The sequence below is a fragment of the Mycobacterium sp. NS-7484 genome (genome assembly GCF_001953975.1).
Classification (GTDB): Bacteria; Actinomycetota; Actinomycetes; order Mycobacteriales; family Mycobacteriaceae; genus Mycobacterium.
On record NZ_MBEJ01000091.1, the window covers coordinates 82,338 to 99,741 of the forward strand.

General features: G+C 65.4%; 16 protein-coding genes. 9 read left to right on the forward strand and 7 right to left on the reverse strand.

Translation table 11 applies throughout. From position 1 onward, the window contains the following. Positions 1 to 20: 20 nt before the first annotated feature. From A5733_RS16855 to A5733_RS16865, 3 genes are all read right to left on the reverse strand, one after another. Positions 21 to 1,889 (reverse strand): S9 family peptidase, encoded by a 1,869-nt coding sequence (locus A5733_RS16855; protein WP_076240932.1) that lies wholly within the window; start codon positions 1,887 to 1,889, stop codon positions 21 to 23. A gap of 7 nt (positions 1,890 to 1,896) precedes the next feature. Beyond that, positions 1,897 to 2,514: a TetR/AcrR family transcriptional regulator gene (locus A5733_RS16860; RefSeq protein ID WP_076240933.1), complete on the reverse strand. Its 618-nt coding sequence runs from the start codon at positions 2,512 to 2,514 to the stop codon at positions 1,897 to 1,899. Between the two features lie 175 nt (positions 2,515 to 2,689). Then, complete coding sequence (locus A5733_RS16865) at positions 2,690 to 3,256, reverse strand: TetR/AcrR family transcriptional regulator (RefSeq protein ID WP_076240934.1); 567 nt, start codon at positions 3,254 to 3,256, stop codon at positions 2,690 to 2,692. Between the two features lie 140 nt (positions 3,257 to 3,396). Here A5733_RS16865 and A5733_RS16870 point away from each other — a divergent pair, with 140 nt between their 5' ends. Together A5733_RS16870 and A5733_RS16875 are read left to right on the forward strand one after the other, a co-directional pair. After that, positions 3,397 to 4,338: an oxygenase MpaB family protein gene (locus tag A5733_RS16870; protein ID WP_076240935.1), complete on the forward strand. Its 942-nt coding sequence runs from the start codon at positions 3,397 to 3,399 to the stop codon at positions 4,336 to 4,338. A gap of 115 nt (positions 4,339 to 4,453) precedes the next feature. Next, positions 4,454 to 5,980, forward strand: coding sequence for an acetyl-CoA acetyltransferase (locus A5733_RS16875; protein ID WP_076240936.1), 1,527 nt, complete (start codon positions 4,454 to 4,456; stop codon positions 5,978 to 5,980). A gap of 177 nt (positions 5,981 to 6,157) precedes the next feature. On the opposite strand, the gene A5733_RS16880 is transcribed toward A5733_RS16875, so the two are convergent. Continuing rightward, the gene (locus A5733_RS16880) at positions 6,158 to 7,006 is read right to left on the reverse strand and encodes an LLM class F420-dependent oxidoreductase (RefSeq protein ID WP_076240937.1); all 849 of its coding nucleotides are present in this window, start codon (positions 7,004 to 7,006) and stop codon (positions 6,158 to 6,160) included. Positions 7,007 to 7,135: 129 nt separating this feature from the next. On the opposite strand from A5733_RS16880, the gene sfnG reads away from it, so the two are divergent. The 6 genes from sfnG to A5733_RS16910 all read left to right on the forward strand — a co-directional run bounded on the left by sfnG (position 7,136) and on the right by A5733_RS16910 (position 14,276). Continuing rightward, positions 7,136 to 8,266, forward strand: coding sequence for a dimethylsulfone monooxygenase SfnG (gene sfnG, locus A5733_RS16885; RefSeq protein WP_076240938.1), 1,131 nt, complete (start codon positions 7,136 to 7,138; stop codon positions 8,264 to 8,266). A 131-nt stretch (positions 8,267 to 8,397) separates the two neighbouring features. Beyond that, positions 8,398 to 9,234 (forward strand): DUF5336 domain-containing protein, encoded by an 837-nt coding sequence (locus A5733_RS16890; protein ID WP_067771161.1) that lies wholly within the window; start codon positions 8,398 to 8,400, stop codon positions 9,232 to 9,234. Between the two features lie 60 nt (positions 9,235 to 9,294). After that, entirely contained in the window at positions 9,295 to 10,725 is a 1,431-nt protein-coding gene (locus tag A5733_RS16895; protein ID WP_076240939.1) for a DUF6350 family protein, read from the forward strand. Between the two features lie 9 nt (positions 10,726 to 10,734). Continuing rightward, entirely contained in the window at positions 10,735 to 11,367 is a 633-nt protein-coding gene (purN, locus tag A5733_RS16900; RefSeq protein WP_076240940.1) for a phosphoribosylglycinamide formyltransferase, read from the forward strand. A gap of 10 nt (positions 11,368 to 11,377) precedes the next feature. After that, positions 11,378 to 12,940 (forward strand): bifunctional phosphoribosylaminoimidazolecarboxamide formyltransferase/IMP cyclohydrolase, encoded by a 1,563-nt coding sequence (purH, locus tag A5733_RS16905; protein ID WP_067771165.1) that lies wholly within the window; start codon positions 11,378 to 11,380, stop codon positions 12,938 to 12,940. 484 nt (positions 12,941 to 13,424) lie between these two features. Further along, positions 13,425 to 14,276, forward strand: a complete 852-nt coding sequence (locus tag A5733_RS16910) for a hypothetical protein (RefSeq protein ID WP_076240941.1) — start codon at positions 13,425 to 13,427, stop codon at positions 14,274 to 14,276. 239 nt (positions 14,277 to 14,515) lie between these two features. Here the strand turns inward: A5733_RS16910 and A5733_RS16915 are convergent, their stop codons facing one another. Both A5733_RS16915 and A5733_RS16920 read right to left on the reverse strand, forming a co-directional pair. Continuing rightward, entirely contained in the window at positions 14,516 to 15,529 is a 1,014-nt protein-coding gene (locus A5733_RS16915; protein WP_076240942.1) for an alpha/beta hydrolase, read from the reverse strand. A gap of 51 nt (positions 15,530 to 15,580) precedes the next feature. Then, the gene (locus A5733_RS16920; protein WP_067771171.1) at positions 15,581 to 15,832 is read right to left on the reverse strand and encodes a hypothetical protein; all 252 of its coding nucleotides are present in this window, start codon (positions 15,830 to 15,832) and stop codon (positions 15,581 to 15,583) included. 125 nt (positions 15,833 to 15,957) lie between these two features. On the opposite strand from A5733_RS16920, the gene A5733_RS16925 reads away from it, so the two are divergent. Then, positions 15,958 to 16,320 carry a heme-binding protein gene (locus A5733_RS16925; protein WP_067771172.1) on the forward strand — a complete coding sequence of 121 codons (363 nt, stop codon included), beginning with the start codon at positions 15,958 to 15,960 and terminating at the stop codon, positions 16,318 to 16,320. 77 nt (positions 16,321 to 16,397) lie between these two features. On the opposite strand, the gene A5733_RS16930 is transcribed toward A5733_RS16925, so the two are convergent. Then, positions 16,398 to 17,285 carry an LpqN/LpqT family lipoprotein gene (locus A5733_RS16930; RefSeq protein WP_233152711.1) on the reverse strand — a complete coding sequence of 296 codons (888 nt, stop codon included), beginning with the start codon at positions 17,283 to 17,285 and terminating at the stop codon, positions 16,398 to 16,400. Positions 17,286 to 17,404: the final 119 nt, after the last annotated feature.

Here is a 17,404-nt window from a genome sequence, read left to right on the forward strand (position 1 = left end):
CATTTGCGTCTGTTCGGCAGTTAGAGGCGACCGCCCAGGTGCTGGGCGAGGAATCGTTCGACGGCGTGGTACATGTCGATCTGGTTGTCCGGGTTGAGAAATCCGTGACCTTCGTCGTCCTTGACCAGGTATTCGACCTCGACGCCGCGATTGCGTAGTGCCTCGACGAGGTTGTCGGATTCAGCCTGCACCACACGAGAATCGTTGGCGCCCTGGACAACCAGCAACGGGGTGCGGATCTGGTCGACCTTCGTGATGGGGGAGCGGGCCAACATGTCGGCTTCCTGCCCGGGATCGTTGTGATTGCCGACGTAGAGATGCCAGTTGTTGGCCAGAAACGGCCGGGCTACCGTCGGCAGCGTGCGCATGAAATTGGGCAGGCTCGAGATGCCGACGTAGTCGATGGCCGCGGCGAACACATCCGGGGTGAAGGTGACGCCGACGAGTGCGGCGTAGCCGCCGTAGGAGCCGCCGAAGATCGCCACCTTGTCGCGGTCGGCGTAGCCCTGTTTGACGGCCCAATCGACGGCGTCGATCAGGTCGTCGTGCATCTTGCCGGCGAACTCACCGATGGCGGCCTTGGTGAAGGCCTTGCCGTAGCCCGTCGAGCCGCGAAAGTTGACCTGTAGCACCGCATATCCGCGGTTGGCCAGCATCTGCACGTCAGGCTGGAAACCCCAGCAGTCCCGTGACCAGGGGCCGCCGTGCACCAGTAGCACCAGGGGCAGGTCGGTTGGTTCTACCCCGACGGGCAGGGTCAGGTACGCGTGCAGCGGCAGCCCGTCGCGTGCGGTGATGCTCACCGGCGTCATCGGTGCTAATGAATCTGAATTCAGATTCGGATATGGCCGGAACAGCAGCCGGCTCTCGCCGGTGACGTGGTCATAGAAGTAGGTGGCCCACGGATCGCGATCGTGGGTGAAGTTGACCACCCACCGCTGCCCGCTGTCGTCGGAGGAGACGCCGGCGAGGTCGCCGTCGGACAGTGCGGTCAGATTCTCCAGTACCGCAGCAAAATTCGGGTCGAGGGCATGGATCACCTGGCGTTCGCCGTAATAGCGGGCGCCGAGCAGTTCACCGGTCCGCTCGCTGAGGATCAACGGCGACGGCAGCACCATCTGGGCGGCCAGGTCGAATGTCGGGTGGCTGTCCACCTCGGTCTCCGTGCCGGTGGCCACATCGATGCGGACCAGGCGGGTGCGGTCGGTGCCGGTGTTGGCGCCCAGCCAGATGCCGGTGCCGTCGGGAGTGACGGTGATCGGTTGGATGCCTAGTGGATAGTCGCTGCCGTCGAACGTGGTGATGGTCGGCAGCGAGTTGGTCGCCGGAACCCATTGCGACAGTTCGACATCGCCGTCAGCCGTCAGTGTCGAACTGAACAGCTCTCCGGTGCGGCTCGACAGCCAGCTGAACACGTTGCCTGGATTCTGTGCGAGCAGCCTGAGTTCACCGGTGGCGACGTCGAGTTCATAGGCGTCGAGCAGTTCCGGTGTGCGGTTGTTGATCTGGACGATCGCTTTTCCCGGCCGGCCTTTCGGCAGTGCAAGGTCAACCCTGGCGCCTGGAAACGGCGTGAGATCGACCGCCGCGGCGCCGGGATCGTCCAAGTCGACGCGGTAGACGTGCCAGTTCTCGTCACCGCCGGTGTCCTGCAGATACAGCAGCCACCGCGGATCGTCCGTCCAGTGATAGATGTAGACGCTGCGGGTGTCGTCCGCGGTGACGCATCGTGGCGGAGTGTTGCCGTCGAGGTCTTCGACCCATACGTTGAGGCGGTTCTGCCACGGCGCCAGATAGGCGATCCGGGTTCCGTCCGGTGAGATTTTGGCGGCTGTGCGTTCGGGTGGGCTGAAGAAGTCCTCTACCGAAATGAGTTCGGGCAGTGCCATTGTGCTCCTATCGGGGTGTGGCCGGGCCGCCGAGACGCCCGTTGGTGGCATCGCGGATGGCGCGGTCGATCAGGGCGAGTGCTTCTTCTTGCGTGACCGTCTTTCCCTCGACGATCACCGCCACGCTGACGTCTTCGTCGACGACGCGGAAGGCGCCGGTGACGGCGGCCGCACACAGCCGGACCGTGAGGTCGTCTGTGGCGAGATGCAGCCGCTCGGCGATCACCGGGATGAAGCCCTGCTCCATCCGGTCGTGCACCATCAGATAGGCCGTGCGCAGTGCCGGCTCGGATCCCGTCATCGTGGCAATCCGCATCGCGCTCACCTCGTCCTCGACGTCTTGCGGCGACAGCGGATGTGAAACGCCGTCGGCGGCAAGGTGTTCGGCCAATGACAGGTCATGTGGCCAGCGGTTCAGGATGTCGATGAACCGGTCGGCGGATTTGGCCAGCACCGGTTCCACGCAGGATTCCTTGGCGCGGAAGTAGCGCCAGATCGTGCGCGTCGAAAGGCCTGCCGCCGCGGCGATGTCGTCACCGCTGGTACCGGCGACGCCGCGTTCCCAGAACAGTCTGCAGGCCTGCCGCGATACCGCGAGCCGGGCTTGGTCCTGCCTCGCACCCATCGCTGCCACCTCCCGAAGTTGTCACTTAGTGACAGCTCCAAGGTGTCACTAAGTGACAGGTCCGTCAAGGATTGCTGGTCAAGCCCGCTTCCAGGTTGCCGTTTTCTGCACCAGGGCGGTGCTCGCTCGTCGAGAACGACCCAGGCGTGGAAACCGGCGAACAACGGCGTGCGCGCTACTCCCGCCCGCCGGCGAGCAGACCCGCCGAGGCGAACTTCAACCCGCTGCGCAGCTCGTCGAGCTGGATCGGGTCGTCACTTTCGATGTAGCGGGTCGTGGTGGCCACCGCCATGTTGAAGAACAGCCACGCCAATGCGCGCGGGCTCAGCTCGTTGCGGTACTGGTCGCGGTAATGCGCCATGTGCACCGTCGTCATCGCCAGCAGTGTCGCGTTCAGGCCCGAGGCGTTTTCCAGCGTGCGGGCATAGTCGGGCCGATCGGCGACGTAGCGGATCAACTTCCGGTTGGCGATCGTGAAATCGATCAGGATGTCGATCGATGCCTGCATCGCCTCTTGGGGCTGTTCCAAGGTGATCGAGCGGAGCATGTCCTCGATCCGCGGCGCCTGTTCGGCAGCCAACTGCTCGATCGCCGCGTGGATGATTTCTTCCTTGTTGGCGAAGTACTGGTAGATGGATCCCTTGCTGACACCGGCTTGCCCAGCGATCGCGTTGGTGGTGATCTGCGCGGGGTCCGTTTTCTTCAGCAGCTTTCCGGTCGCGGCCACAATTTTCGCGACCATCTCACGAGAGCGCTCCTGCTTCGGGAGCCTGCGGGGCGGTGACATGCCGTTATCCATGCGTACCTCAGAACTAAAACGCGACTTGAATGCGACCTTCTGGTCAGATTACCGTCGCCTCACGCTCAAGGAGGTGCGCTGCCATGACCGCCACATCGGACGTCTCAATTCCGACCGCCGAAGAACCCAAAGAATCGGCCGACATCGAACTGGTGCCACTTGACTCGCTCACCGGCGAGCACACCGGTAGGTGGACGTTCCTGATCGTCGACGGGGCGGCGTTCATGATGCAGGCGATGCACCCCGTCATCGCCGAGATCACCGGTCGCTATTCGGCTGCGTTCCACGGAGATCCGGGCGGGCGGGCGATTCGCAGCGTCGACTCCGTACTGCGGTGGACCTACGGTGGCACCGAGGCCGTCGCCGAAGGGAACCGGGTGCGCGCACTGCACCAACCGATCACGATGAAGAGCGCCGAGACCGGCAAGCAGATCAGTGCGCTCAATCCCGAGGCGTACCAATGGGTTATCGCCACCGGCTACATCGTCAACGCCGAAGGCGGCGGCAAGCTGCTGATCGGACGCGACTTCACCGACGCGGAAAAGGACGAACTCCTGCGCGACAACCGCCGGCTGGCCCGTCTGCTGCACGTGCCGATGAACGGTTACCCGGCCACGCGCGCCGAGATGGCCGAGTACTACGAGGCGATGATCGACAAGCTGGAAGGCACGCCGCAGGCCTTGCAGTTGATCAAGGACATGCAGACCGGCAACGTCGAGCTACCGCCGGCTGTGCCGAAACTGTTGCACCCATTGGTCCGCCGTGCCCTTCGGCCCGCACTGCGGTTCAACTATCTGTCGGTGGTCGGGCTGCTCGATCCCCGGCTGCGGGCCAAGCTCGGTGTCACCTGGAGCGAGGACGAAGAGCGGCAACTCCAACGCATCTATGCCGTCATCCGTGCTGCCTATCGCATCCTCCCGGACCGGCTCACGTACTTTCCTCTGGCGTATCACGCGCGCAAACACCATGAGTGCCTGGAGAAGATGAAGCAGCGTCAGCAGAAGTCGTTCGCCTACAAGCTCTAGAAGGCCTGGTCACAGGTTTGCCGTAACTCCGCTGGCAGGCGTGGGGTGCACCGATTTCACTCTCTAAAACCCAATCGGTTAGCCTCACGAATTAACAGCTGTCAAGGAGATTGTCATGGTCGATCCGCGCACCCCTGTCATCGTCGGCGTCGGACAGTTCACCGAACGCATCGACCTCGACGGCTATCGCGGAATGTCCTCGGTCGAGTTGGCCACCGAGGCGGCCAGGGCAGCATTGCGCGATACCGGTGCTGATACCACCGCCGTCGCGCAGGCCATCGACACCGTGGCAGGCACGCGGCAGTTCGAGATCTCCGGCCCGCAGACGTCCACGCTAGGGATTTCCAACAACTACCCGCGTTCCGTCGCGCACAACGTCGGCGCCGAGCCGGCCCGTGCCATCCTCGAAGTGATCGGCGGTCAGAGCCCCCAGCACCTCGTCACGGAGTTCGCCGGAGCGATCGCTGCCGGCGCAAACGACGTGGTGCTGCTGTTCGGCTCGGAGAACACGTCGACGCTGCGGTACTTCTCCAAGCGGGACGACAAACCGGATCACTCCGAGACCATCGAGGGTCAGCTCGAAGACCGCGGCTACGGCTACGACGGCATTTTCGACGAGTACACGATCAAGCACGGGCTGATCGGTGCCCCGGTGCAGTACGGGCTGTTGGAGAATGCGCGCCGGGCCCGGCTGGGCCTGTCGGTGGCGGACTACCGCCAGGCGATGGCCGAGCTGTTCGCGCCGTTCTCCAAAGTGGCTGCGAAGAACCCATATTCGTCGGCGCCGGTGGAGCGCTCCGCCGAAGAGATCGCCACCGTCACCGAGAGCAACCGGATGATCTGTGACCCGTATCCGCGCATGATGGTGGCGCGCGATCAGGTCAACCAGGGTGCGGCGGTACTGCTGATGTCGGTGGAGTCCGCGCGGAAACTCGGTGTTCCCGAGGAGAAGTGGGTGTACCTGCGCGGGCATGCCGACATGAAGGAAATCAAGCTGCTCGAGCGCGCCGAGTTGGGGTACACCGCGACTGCGGCGATCGCCGTCAAGGAGGCTCTGCGCGTCGCCGGCATCACGCTCGACGACATCGCGGCATTCGATCTCTACAGCTGCTTCCCGTTCCCGGTGTTCAACTTCTGTGACGGCACGGGCTTGGCCGCCGATGACGAGCGCGGGCTGACGCTGACCGGCGGCCTGCCCTTCTTCGGTGGCCCGGGCAACAACTACTCGATGCACGGCATCGCCGAAGCCGTCAACGAAATGCGGGACAAGCCTGGACAATTCGCGCTCATCGGCGCCAACGGCGGCATTGCCAGCAAGTACTCGGTGGGCATCTACTCCACTGCGCCCGCCGATTGGCTGGCTGACAACAGTGCGGCCCTGCAGGACGAATTCAATACGCAGCAGCGGGTGGCGATCACCGAAAAGGCCGACGGGCCAGGCAGAATCGAGACCTACACGGTGCGTTACGACTGGACGCCACGCACCGGCATCATCATCGGCCGCTTGGACGCCGACGGCAGCCGATTCCTGGCCACCACGACCGACGAAGCCTTGCTGGAACTGCTCACCGAGGGTGAGCCGTTGGCCGCAAAGATCGTCGTGACGTCGGACGACAAGCGAAACACCGCGACACTGGCATAGCCGTCGGGGAGCGGTACTAGGGCTGGAAACCTGATATCACAGGCGATATCGGATTTCGAGGTGACATGTCGCCCGGAGGAACCGACACGCCGACTGACCACAAGATCAACGCCATGGTCGTTCCCCTCGAACTTTACGACCATGGCGTTGATCTCGGCGATCAGGCCAGCGGCAGAACTAGACCAGCGAGGCCAACTTGCCCGCCAGCCGCTCCACGTACGCGGCCACCTCGGCCTCGGACTTGTCGGGCAGGCCGAACAGCACCTCGGTGACGCCCAGTTCACGCCAGTGCGCGAGCTTCTCGGCATCCGGCTTGAAATCGAGCGCCACGATCTGGGGTGCCCCGGAGCGCCCGGCCGCGGCCCAGGTGTCCTGCAGCAGCTTGACGGGCTCGTCGATGTTGAAGTCGCGTGGTGTGGTGATCCAGCCATCGGCCGACTTCGAGATCCACTTGAAGTTCTTCTCGGTCCCGGCCGCGCCGACCAACACCGGGATGTGGGACTGCACGGGCTTGGGCCAGGCCCACGATGGCCCGAAGTTCACGAATTCGCCTTCGTAGGAGGCTTCTTCCTCAGTCCACAGTGCGCGCATGGCTTCGAGGTACTCGCGCAGCATGGTGCGACGGCGACCCGGGGGGACGTTGTGGTCGGCGAGTTCGTCGGTGTTCCAGCCGAATCCGACGCCCAACGACACCCGCCCGCCGGACAGATGGTCAAGGGTGGCGATGGATTTGGCCAGGGTGATCGGGTCGTGTTCGACGGGCAGCGCGACAGCCGTCGACAACCGCACCCGCGAGGTCACCGCGCACGCCGTGCCCAGCGAGACCCACGGATCAAGCGTGCGCATGTAGCGGTCATCGGGCAGCGACTCGTCACCGGTGGTGGGGTGAGCGGCCTCGCGCTTGATCGGGATATGTGTGTGCTCGGGCACGTAGAACGTGGTGAAGCCGTGATCGTCGGCGAGTTTGGCGGCCTTGGCCGGGGCGATGCCGCGGTCACTGGTGAAGAGAACGAGCCCATAGTCCATGCCCAGAATTAGAACGTGTTTCAGTCCCAGTAGCAAGACGGTCCGTCTCGTAAGGCCGGCCGACGGGAGACAACTTCACCGCGAGTGATACCCGCGACGTGCGCCGATGCGTTTGCTGGGATCACCGGCATGACGACTGAACGCATCGCCGACCACGTCAAGTTCGCCTATTGGGTGCCCAATGTCAGCGGCGGCCTGGTGACCAGCGACATCGAGCAGCGCACCGACTGGAATTACGAATACAACAAGAAGCTGGCCCAGACCGCGGAGAACAACGGGTTCGAGTACGCGCTGAGCCAGGTGCGCTATGAGGCCAGCTATGGCGCGGAATACCAGCACGAATCCACCAGCTTCAGCCTGGCGCTGCTGCTGGCCACCGAGCGGCTCAAGGTGATCGCCGCCGTTCACCCCGGCTTGTGGCAGCCGGCGGTGCTGGCCAAGCTGGGCGCCACCGCCGATCACTTGAGCAATGGCCGGTTCGCGGTCAACGTCGTGTCGGGCTGGTTCAAGGACGAATTCACCCACCTGGGCGAGCCCTGGCTGGAGCATGACGAGCGCTACCGCCGCAGTGCGGAGTTCCTGCAGGTGTTGCGCAAGATCTGGACCGAGGACGACGTCGATTTTCGCGGCGATTTCTACCGCATCCACGACTTCACCCTCAAGCCCAAGCCGCTCAACACCCCTGAGCGGCCCAACCCCGAACTGTTCCAGGGTGGCAATTCGACGGCGGCGCGGCGCAACGGCGGGTACTACGCCGATTGGTATTTCTCCAACGGCAAAGACTTCGACGGCCTCACCGAGCAGGTCGTCGAGGTGCGTGATCATGCTCGCAATGCCGACCGCGAAGTGAAGTTCGGCCTGAACGGCTTCATCATCGCCCGCGACACCGAGAAAGAGGCCAAGGCGACGCTCAAAGAAATCATCGCCAAGGCCAACAAGCCTGCCGTCGAAGGTTTCCACAACGCCGTGCAACAGGCCGGCAACTCCACCGGTGACAAGAAGGGCATGTGGGCCGATTCCAGTTTCGAGGACCTGGTGCAATACAACGACGGCTTCCGCACCCAGTTGATCGGTACCCCCGAGCAGATCGCCGAACGCATTGCCGCATATCGCAAACGCGGCGTCGACCTCATCTTGGGCGGATTCCTGCATTTTCAAGAGGAAATCGAGTACTTCGGCGCCAAGGTGCTGCCGCTCGTCCGCGAGATCGAGGCAGCTGAAACCGATTCCGTGGATGCACCCGTCCTGGTATCAGCTTGAGACCGCTCCGACACCGAGCACGCGCGCCGCGCACCCAGGTGGGTGCGCTAGCGTGGAAGCTCGAATCGCTCACGTGGTCGGTATTCATGCCTGCGTGACACGTCGCGAAGCTCGATAGCACAGGAGAGGTCATGACCTACCCGCCCAGTAACCCCGGATACCCCCCGCAGTCGGGGTCCCAATTCGATGCGACTCAGCAGTTCGCCAAGGCCTCCCCAGCGCAGATCCCGGCGGCCCCGGCTGCACCGGCCGCGCCTGGTGAGAACAACCTGCCCCAGATTCTGCTGGGCGTGGTGGCCGCCGTCGGCCTGATCGCCTACTTCGTCAGCTTCGCCTTCGAGATCCAGGCCGTGATCGGTTCGCTGATCATCGTGGTTCCGCTGTTGGCCGGCCTCGTGGCCGGCGTCAGCGTGCTGCCGAAACAGAAGAACCGTGTTGCGCCGGCGGCCGTGCTGGCCACGTTGGGCCTGCTGCTCGCGATCTCTCTCTCGGTGGCCGCGGGCGCGGACGCCGACTGGACGATTTGGGTTCTGCTCGTCCTCACGCTGATCCAGGCGGGCGCCGCCATCACCGCGCTGCTGTTCGACGCCGGCGTCATCACGCCGCCCGCCCCCAAGCCGACCTTCGATCAGCAGCCGCAGTACGGCCAGTACGGCGGCCCGTCGCAGTACTACGGCCAGCAGCACCAGCCGCAGGGCGGCCAGCCCTACCAGCAGGCCCAGCCGCAGCGTCCCGGTTACCCGTCGCAGTACGGCGGTTACTCCGGCGCCCCGAACACCGGTGGTTTCCCGGTGCAGGCGCCGCAGGGCCAGCAGGGGCAGCAGCCCAGCGGCCCGCCAACCCCGCCGACGGGTTACCCGACTTACGGGCAGCCTCAGTCGCCCGCGTCGGCGCCCACCACGTCGGTGCCGGCGCAGCCGCAGGCACAGCAGTCCTCTTCACAGCAATCTGGCCCTGCGCCGTCGTAAGCTGATCGGCGCGTGCGCTTCAGTGCGCACGCGCGATCATTGCGAGGAGCAGCCCAGCAAGTGAGTAACCGGCCAGTCGGCACCCGCCAGGCACGTGAGTTGCTCCGGGTCGCATTCGGGCCGTCCGTCGTAGCGCTCGTGGTCATCGCCGCGGTCGTGCTGCTGCAACTGCTGATCGCCAACAGCGATATGACGGGCGCCTTCGGCGCCATCGCCAGCATGTGGCTGGGCGTGCACCAGGTGCCGGTGTCCATCGGCGGCAGTGAGCTCGGCGTGATGCCATTGCTGCCGGTGCTCGCGATGATCTGGGGCACTGCCCGTATCACCGCCGCGGCCACCTTGCCGAACTCGTCCTGGCTCGTCACCCGCTGGGTGGTGGCCTCGGCGTTGGGTGGGCCGATTCTGATCGCGGCCCTGCTGTTGGCCGTCATCCACGACGCGGCCTCGGTGATCAGCGAATTGCAAACCCCGAGTGCCCTTCGCGCCTTCGGCAGCGTGCTCATCGTGCATGCGATCGGCGCACTCGTCGGCGTCGGCTCGAAGGTGGGCCGGCGCACCCTGTCCGCGTTACGCCTGCCGGCATGGCTGCCGGACGCGATCCGCGCCGCCGTGGCCGGGGTGCTCGCGCTGTTCGGACTGTCCGGCGCGGTGACAGCGGTGTCGTTGATCGTGCACTGGGCCACGATGCACGACCTGTTCGCCATCACCGACAGCCTGTTCGGTCAGCTCAGCCTGACGCTGCTGTCGATCCTCTACATCCCCAACGTGATCGTGGGCACCTCGGCGATCGCGGTGGGCTCCAGCGCCCACGTGGGGTTGGCCACGTTCAGTTCGTTCACCGTGTTCGGCGGCGACATCCCCGCGGTGCCGGTGTTGGCCGCGGTGCCCTCGCCGCCGTTGGGGCCGATCTGGGTTGCGTTGCTGATCGTCGGTGCGGCGTCGGCGGTTGCGGTGGGCCAGCAGTGTGCGCGACGCCCGCTTCCGATCGGCGCTGCGACGGCCAAGTTGGTGGTGGCCTCGGGGTTGGCCGCGGTGACGATGGCGCTTGCCGCCTATGCCGGTGGGGGACGGCTGGGCAACTTCGGTGACGTCGGAGTCGATCAGTCGACGTTCGCGCCGGCGGTGTTCCTGTGGTTCGTCGGGATCGGCGGGCTGACGGTGGCCATGTCCGGTGGGCTGACCCGCAAGCCGAGGCCCGTGGCCGCGCCGCGACCGGAGCCCGAGCCCGAGCTGGTCGATGAACCCGAGCCCGAAGCCGACGAGTACGTCGACGCGGAGCCCGAACCGGCGCCTGACGAGCCGCTGGTGTCGTGGACGGCCGACGAACCCCCGGCCGAAGCCGAGGAGCCACTGGACGTGGAGGAAATCGTCTACGAGCCCAGGCCGCAGACCTACGACGACGTCGATGACGATCCCGAGGACCACTTCTTCGTCGACGACATCTCCGACGACCGAGCGACCGGCGATCAGCCGCGTCGCACGGGCGACTAGGCTGCTCGCGTGCAGCAACCGCTACGAGTGCCTCCGAGCGCACCGGCACGGCTGGTAGTGCTGGCTTCGGGGACAGGGTCGTTGCTCGCCTCGCTACTGGCTGCCGCCGTCGACGACTATCCGGCCCGCGTCGTTGCCGTCGGCACCGACCGCACCTGTGCTGCGTTGGACATCGCTGCGGCGGCCGGAGTGCCGTCCTACACCGCGCGACTCGGCGACTACCCGGACCGCGGCGCCTGGGATGCCGCGCTCACCGAGGTCACCGCCGAGCATCAGCCCGACCTGGTCGTCTCGGCCGGGTTCATGAAAATTCTGGGCGGCCAATTCCTTTCCCGTTTCCCGGGGCGGGTGGTCAACACCCATCCCGCGTTGCTGCCCGCGTTTCCGGGGGCGCATGCGGTGCCCGAGGCGTTGGCGTACGGCGTGCGGGTGACGGGCTGCACGGTGCATCTTGTGGACTCTGGGATGGATACCGGGCCGATTCTGGCCCAGCACGCCATCGAGGTGCTCGATGATGACACCGAAGAGGCATTGCACGAGCGCATCAAGGTGGTCGAACGGCGACTGCTGGTGGATGTGCTGGCCGCGCTGGCAACCCGCGGCGTGACCTGGACTGGTCGAAAGGCGACCTTCGGATGTTGAGGAGACAACGGTGAGCGAGAAAAAACCGATCCGGCGAGCGCTGATCAGTGTCTATGACAAGACCGGTCTGGCCGATCTGGCCCGAGGCCTGCACGAGGCGGGCGTAGCCATCGTCTCCACCGGGTCGACCGCGAAAACCATTGCCGCCACCGGTGTTCCGGTCACCCCGGTCGAGGATGTGACGGGTTTCCCGGAGGTGCTCGACGGCCGGGTCAAGACCCTGCACCCGCGCGTCCATGCCGGGTTGTTGGCCGACACCCGCAAGCCCGAACATGTTGCGGCCCTGGCCGAACTGGAGGTCGAGGCATTCGAGTTGGTGGTGGTGAACCTCTACCCGTTCTCCGAGACCGTGGAGTCCGGGGCGTCGGTGGACGAGTGTGTCGAGCAGATCGACATCGGCGGACCGTCGATGGTGCGCGCCGCCGCCAAGAACCATCCGAGTGTGGCCGTGGTGGTCGATCCGCTGGGCTACGACGGGGTGCTGGCCGCGGTGCGGGCCGGCGGCTTCACCTTGGCTGAACGGAAGATCCTGGCCTCGTTGGCTTTCCGGCACACCGCTGAGTACGACGTGGCGGTGGCGTCGTGGATGGGGTCGACGCTGGCGCCCGAAGAGCCGGCCCAGAAGCTGCCGCAGTGGTACGGCGGCACCTGGCATCGCAGCGCCGTGCTGCGTTACGGCGAGAACCCGCACCAGCAGGCTGCGGTGTATCGCGACGATTCCGCGTGGCCCGGACTGGCCCAGGCCGAGCAGCTGCACGGCAAGGAGATGTCCTACAACAACTACACCGATGCCGATGCGGCGTGGCGGGCAGCGTTCGACCACGAAGAGATCTGCGTGGCAATTATCAAGCACGCCAACCCATGTGGCATCGCGATCTCCTCGGAGTCCGTCGCCGATGCCCACCGCAAGGCCCACGAGTGCGACCCGCTCAGCGCGTTCGGTGGCGTGATCGCCTCCAACACCGAAGTCAGCGTCGAGATGGCCGAGACCGTCGCCGACATCTTCACCGAGGTCATCATCGCCCCGGCGTATGAGGCCGGGGCCGTGGAAGTGTTGGCCCGCAAGAAGAACATTCGCATCCTGGTGGCCTCCGAGCCTCTGGTCGGCGGTATCGAGCTACGCCAGATCAGTGGCGGGGTGCTCGTGCAGCAGCGCGACGCCCTCGACGCGGCCGGCGATGATCCGGCCAACTGGACACTAGCCACCGGTGAGCCGGCCGATGAGCAGACGCTTTCCGACCTCGTGTTCGCCTGGCGGTCGTGCCGGGCGGTGAAGTCCAACGCGATCGTGGTCGCCAAGGACGGCGCCACTGTCGGCGTCGGTATGGGACAGGTCAATCGTGTCGACGCCGCGGGACTGGCCGTGCAGCGGGCAGGCGATCGCGTGGTCGGTTCTGTCGCGGCTTCTGATGCGTTCTTCCCGTTCCCCGACGGGTTGCAGACGCTGACCAACGCCGGCGTGAAAGCCATCGTGCACCCCGGCGGGTCAGTGCGCGACGACGAGGTGACGGCTGCCGCCGAAGCTGCCGGCATCACGTTGTACCTCACTGGTGCACGGCATTTCGCTCACTAGGTTTGGGTGGTTTCTGCCGCGGGGTCGTGGCGGGCGTGGCGTTGGCGGGCTTAGGCGGGCTTTCTCGCCGTTTTCTACCTGAGGGTCGCGGTCGTTCGCGGTTGACGACCCTGGGGTAGAAACCGGTGCGCGGCGTTGGCGGGCTTTCTCGCCGTTTTCTACCTGGGGGTCGCGGTTGCTCGCGATTGACGGCCCTGGGGTAGAAACCGGTGCGTGGGCTTGGCGGGCTTTCTCGCCGTTTTCTACCTGGGGGTCGCGGTTGCTCGCGGTTGACGACCCTGGGGTAGAAACCGGTGCGTGGGCTTGGCGGGCTTTCTCGTTTTCTACCTGGGGGTCGCGGTCGCTCGCGGTTGGCGACCCTGCCGTAGAAACCGGCGCATGGGCTTGGCGGGCTTAATCCCCAGCGCGCATTTCATCCCCAGGTTCAGCTGAGCGTGGGCGGGGATGCCATCAATCCGTCGGTCATGACGCTGATCGTCAGTTCATGAGCATCCCTTTCATCGGACCTGAGGCGCTCGCGGAGGGCAGTCTCACTCGTGCGCAGCTGCGATGGCGATACACCTCGGCGCACCCACGCGTCTACTTGCCGAACGGTGCCACCCGAAACCTGAAGGCCAACACCATGGCCGCATGGCTGTGGAGCGGCCGACGCGGGATTATCGCCGGGCGAGCAGCAGCAGCGCTACACGGTGCGAAGTGGGTCGACGACGACGTTCCGATCGAACTGATCACCGAGCATGGACGTCGGCGCCCCGGCATCATCGTGCGAGAGGAACGCATAGGGCCCGACGAGGTTTGTCAGATCGGCGATTTCAGTGTCACCACACCCGTGCGGACGGCGCTTGATCTCGCCCGGTTCCTTCCTCGTGATGACGCGGTCGCTCATCTCGACGCGTTGGCCATCGCGACGGACATCAAGGCCGACCAGGTGCTCGAATCAGCTGCCCGATATCGCGGGTTGCGCGGAATACGAAGCGCTCGAACGGCACTCGACTTGATGGATGCCGGTGGGCAATCCCCGAGGGAGACCTGGCTACGACTACTTCTCATCGACGCGGGTTTTCGTCGTCCGCGCACGCAGATTCAGGTGAGCGACGACTTCACCGAGGCATTCATCGACATGGGATACGACGACGTCAAAATTGGGCTTGACTACGAAGGTAAACACCACGCCACGGACCGTCGAACCGTTGTGCATGACATCGGCCGCAACGAATTCATTGAACGCGAAGGCTGGATTGACATCCGCGTGGTGTTGGAACACAGCAGGGCCTTTATCCTTCACCGGGTTCGAGAGGCCTTCGCGCGGCGCGGTGCTTCGCCGTTTGCTGCCTAGGGGTTGCTGAATCACGCGGTTGGCGACCCTGGGGTAGAAATCGGCGCAAGGGTGTGGCGGGCACTTCGTCGTTTTCGACTTAGGGGTTGCTGGACCACGCATTTGACGACCCTGCAGTGGAAAGCGGCGCAAAGGCGTGGCGGGCACTTCGCCGTTTTCGACCTAGGGGTTGCTGAACCACGCGGTTGGCGACCCTGCGGCAGAAATCGGCGCAAGCGCAAAGCCCAAGCACACCCAAACTACGCACTCACCTCATCCTCGGCCTCGGCAGTCGCATAGGCGATGAACGAGGTGATCTCCTCGACCGCGCGGCGGGCATCGGGATTGACGTCGAAGCTGAGCTGGAACATGTGCATTGCCCTGTCCCACACTTGAACCCACACGGGCACACCGGCGGCCTGCAGCTTGTCGGCCAAGGCGAAGGCGTCGTTGAGCAGCATCTCGTGGGTGCCGACTTGCAGCAGGAATGGCCCTAGCCCGTGCAGATCTGCTTCGGGTGGCATCACAGGTGTGGGCCGGGTGCCGTTGACGGTGGCGAACACGTCATAGATGAACTTGACCGTCATGAACGGGAACATCACATCGCGATGTTCTTGCAGGGCACGGTATTTGAGGTCCATGTCGGAGGACGTCAGTGGTGAGAGCATGACCTGCCCGGCGGGCACCGGCAGCCCGGCGTCGCGAGCGGCCAGGGCCGTGTTGGCGGCCATCAATCCACCGGCTGAATCCCCGGCCAGCACAATCCGATCCGCCGAGAACCCGAGCGACAGCGCCAGACGGTAGCCGTCAAGACCATCGGCCACGGCGTCGTCGATGTCAGCCTGGGGAGCCAGTCGATAGCCGACATTGAGCACGCGTGCCCCGGTGGCGGCAGACAGTTTCGAGACGAAACGTCGGTGCGAGTTCAGCCCGAGGGTCACCAGTGCCGAGCCGTGCATATAGAGGATCACCAGATCGGAGTCGCGGGCCTCGGGGGCGATCACCCATTCGGCCGGGCAATTGGGCAGCGCCACCGGCGTCACCGTGGTGCCCGGCAGGGGCTTGATGTACCGCAGCGGCCGGTCGATGACGTCGAGGTGAGCCCGCTGCAGCATCCCGGGGGCGACGCGGTTGACGGCCATGCCGATCACGGTCAGCAGCCCGAGCAAGGGCCGCAGGGTCAGTGCGCTTGCCCAGCCGAGTGCTCTGGACTGCAGGGATGCGGGACCGAAGTGCACGGTGGTCGGCCGGCTACGCCAATCGAGCGAATTCACGGTACCGAGGGTACTGGGTACCTGGCGCGGCCGGTCGGCCCACCCTGTCGATCAGATGAAGCCGAAGGCCGGGAAGCCGTAGAACTCTTCCTCGCCCGGGTACACCGGCGGCGTCGCGTCGATCTGGACGTTGCCTTCGGAGGCGCAATCGGTGGTCTGCCCACCGGCTATCGAGCTGCCACCGGTCACCTCGCACTGCGGCAGCAAGGACGGCTCGGCCGCCGCGGTCGGCGCGCCCAACATCGCGACCGTGATGCCGAACCCAGCGGCACTGAGGACCAAGAGGTTACGCATTGACGACATGGCGAGTCGTTCCTTTCATCCGGGCCGACGTTGCGTCGACCCCGCACGCAATGGAGTGGCGCAAGTTATTGTTGCGGCAAACATAGACCATCGCTTGCAATCGGGCCGGATGATCGAGGAGTCACATGAAACTTGTCACACGTTCACGCAGCTGTGCCGTCGCCGTGCTGGGCGCCGGGGCGGTGCTCTTGGGAACCTCGGCCACCGCCGCTGCCGAACCGCCGAACTGCACCACTGCCGACGTGACGGCGGTGATGGCAGGAGTCTCGACGAACATGACCGCGTACTTGTTCACCCACCCCGACGTGAACGCGTTCTTCACCGGGCTGCAGGGACAGGGCAAGTCGGCGACCGCTCAGAAGACCAAGGCATACCTCAACGACAATCCGCAGGTGCGCGCCGAGCTCGACGCCATCCGTGCCCCCGCGGTCGATCTGCGCAACCGCTGCAACATCCCGCTGGACGCCGAGATCTCCGGCGTGCTCTAGGCCATCGGCGATCCAAACGAGTTGGAGCCGGCCACCATTGGTGGCCGGCTCTTCTCGTCGCCGCAAGTGGTCCCCGCTCAGGGCAGGGTGACGGTCGCCTGGGCCTCGATCGCCTTGTTGACGTCGGTCAGTGCGTTCTTGTCGCGTTCGAGGGCGTCGGCGTTGATCTGCAGGACGTAGACGTTGCCCGGCGCCGGGATCACCACGGTCGTCTGGGTGATCGCGCGACGCTGGTTGCCCTTGGCATACGTGCCGCCCAGATGGACCGTGGGGAAGCCGCTGATGCTCCCGCGGGTGACTTCGCCGTTCGGCTTGTAGTCCGCGAGGTTCTGCAGTTCGTTGGGCGCGTACTCGAGCAGCTTGTTCGGGTCGGCGGCACCCGCGAGCTTGGAGATCAGCGAGATGACCGACGGCGGATCGGTCGGGCTGACCGGGTCGTTGACGATCGCCGAGTACGCCCAGTTCGGGGTGCGGGGTCCGGCGTCGACCCATCCCGGCGGCGTCGGCATGGTGAACACGGGGGCGCCCGGATCACCGCGGTGCACCGGCGTTTCCACGAAGCCGCCCTGCTTGATGTAGTCGGCGATGGTGAAGGCGTGCCCCGGCGGTTTCGGCGACGTCGAGGTTTCTTCTGTGCCGGTGTCGGTGGCCACCGCCGATGTGGTCTCGCCGCCACCGCCGTTGTCGTCGCCACCGGAGGTCACCGCGAGGGTGATGCCGCCGACCAGCAGTACGACGGCACCGATCACCCCGGCCGCCACGATGATGTTGCGTCGATTGCCGGGCTTCTTGGGGACTGGATTCCGCGGCAGGGGAGGCGGACCGAAGTTGGTCTGCGGCGGCACAGGCGGCGGTCCGCCGAGATTCTGCATGCCGCCAGGGCCACTCGCGACGGGTTTGCCCGACGAGACCTCGTTGCCGGCCCACGACGAGGTGAACACCGGCGGTTCCGACGGCTGCTGCACCGGCCGCGGGCCCGACGGTGACAGCGGCGTGACGGGCGGCGGGGGCGAGGGCCGGTTGTGGATCTCGATGGACTATGTCGACGGGCATGACGCCGCCCGGCTGCTGCCCGCCCAGTACC

What these genes read in the sequence shown, in the direction of transcription:
- A5733_RS16855 (WP_076240932.1), bottom strand. Translation starts at nt 1,889, where the DNA reads ATGGCACTGCCCGAACTCATTTCGGTAGAGGACTTCTTCAGCCCACCC.
- A5733_RS16860 (WP_076240933.1), bottom strand. Translation starts at nt 2,514, where the DNA reads ATGGGTGCGAGGCAGGACCAAGCCCGGCTCGCGGTATCGCGGCAGGCC.
- A5733_RS16865 (WP_076240934.1), bottom strand. Translation starts at nt 3,256, where the DNA reads ATGGTCGCGAAAATTGTGGCCGCGACCGGAAAGCTGCTGAAGAAAACG.
- A5733_RS16870 (WP_076240935.1), top strand. Translation starts at nt 3,397, where the DNA reads ATGACCGCCACATCGGACGTCTCAATTCCGACCGCCGAAGAACCCAAA.
- A5733_RS16875 (WP_076240936.1), top strand. Translation starts at nt 4,454, where the DNA reads ATGGTCGATCCGCGCACCCCTGTCATCGTCGGCGTCGGACAGTTCACC.
- A5733_RS16880 (WP_076240937.1), bottom strand. Translation starts at nt 7,006, where the DNA reads ATGGACTATGGGCTCGTTCTCTTCACCAGTGACCGCGGCATCGCCCCG.
- sfnG (WP_076240938.1), top strand. Translation starts at nt 7,136, where the DNA reads ATGACGACTGAACGCATCGCCGACCACGTCAAGTTCGCCTATTGGGTG.
- A5733_RS16890 (WP_067771161.1), top strand. Translation starts at nt 8,398, where the DNA reads ATGACCTACCCGCCCAGTAACCCCGGATACCCCCCGCAGTCGGGGTCC.
- A5733_RS16910 (WP_076240941.1), top strand. Translation starts at nt 13,425, where the DNA reads ATGAGCATCCCTTTCATCGGACCTGAGGCGCTCGCGGAGGGCAGTCTC.
- A5733_RS16920 (WP_067771171.1), bottom strand. Translation starts at nt 15,832, where the DNA reads ATGTCGTCAATGCGTAACCTCTTGGTCCTCAGTGCCGCTGGGTTCGGC.
- A5733_RS16925 (WP_067771172.1), top strand. Translation starts at nt 15,958, where the DNA reads ATGAAACTTGTCACACGTTCACGCAGCTGTGCCGTCGCCGTGCTGGGC.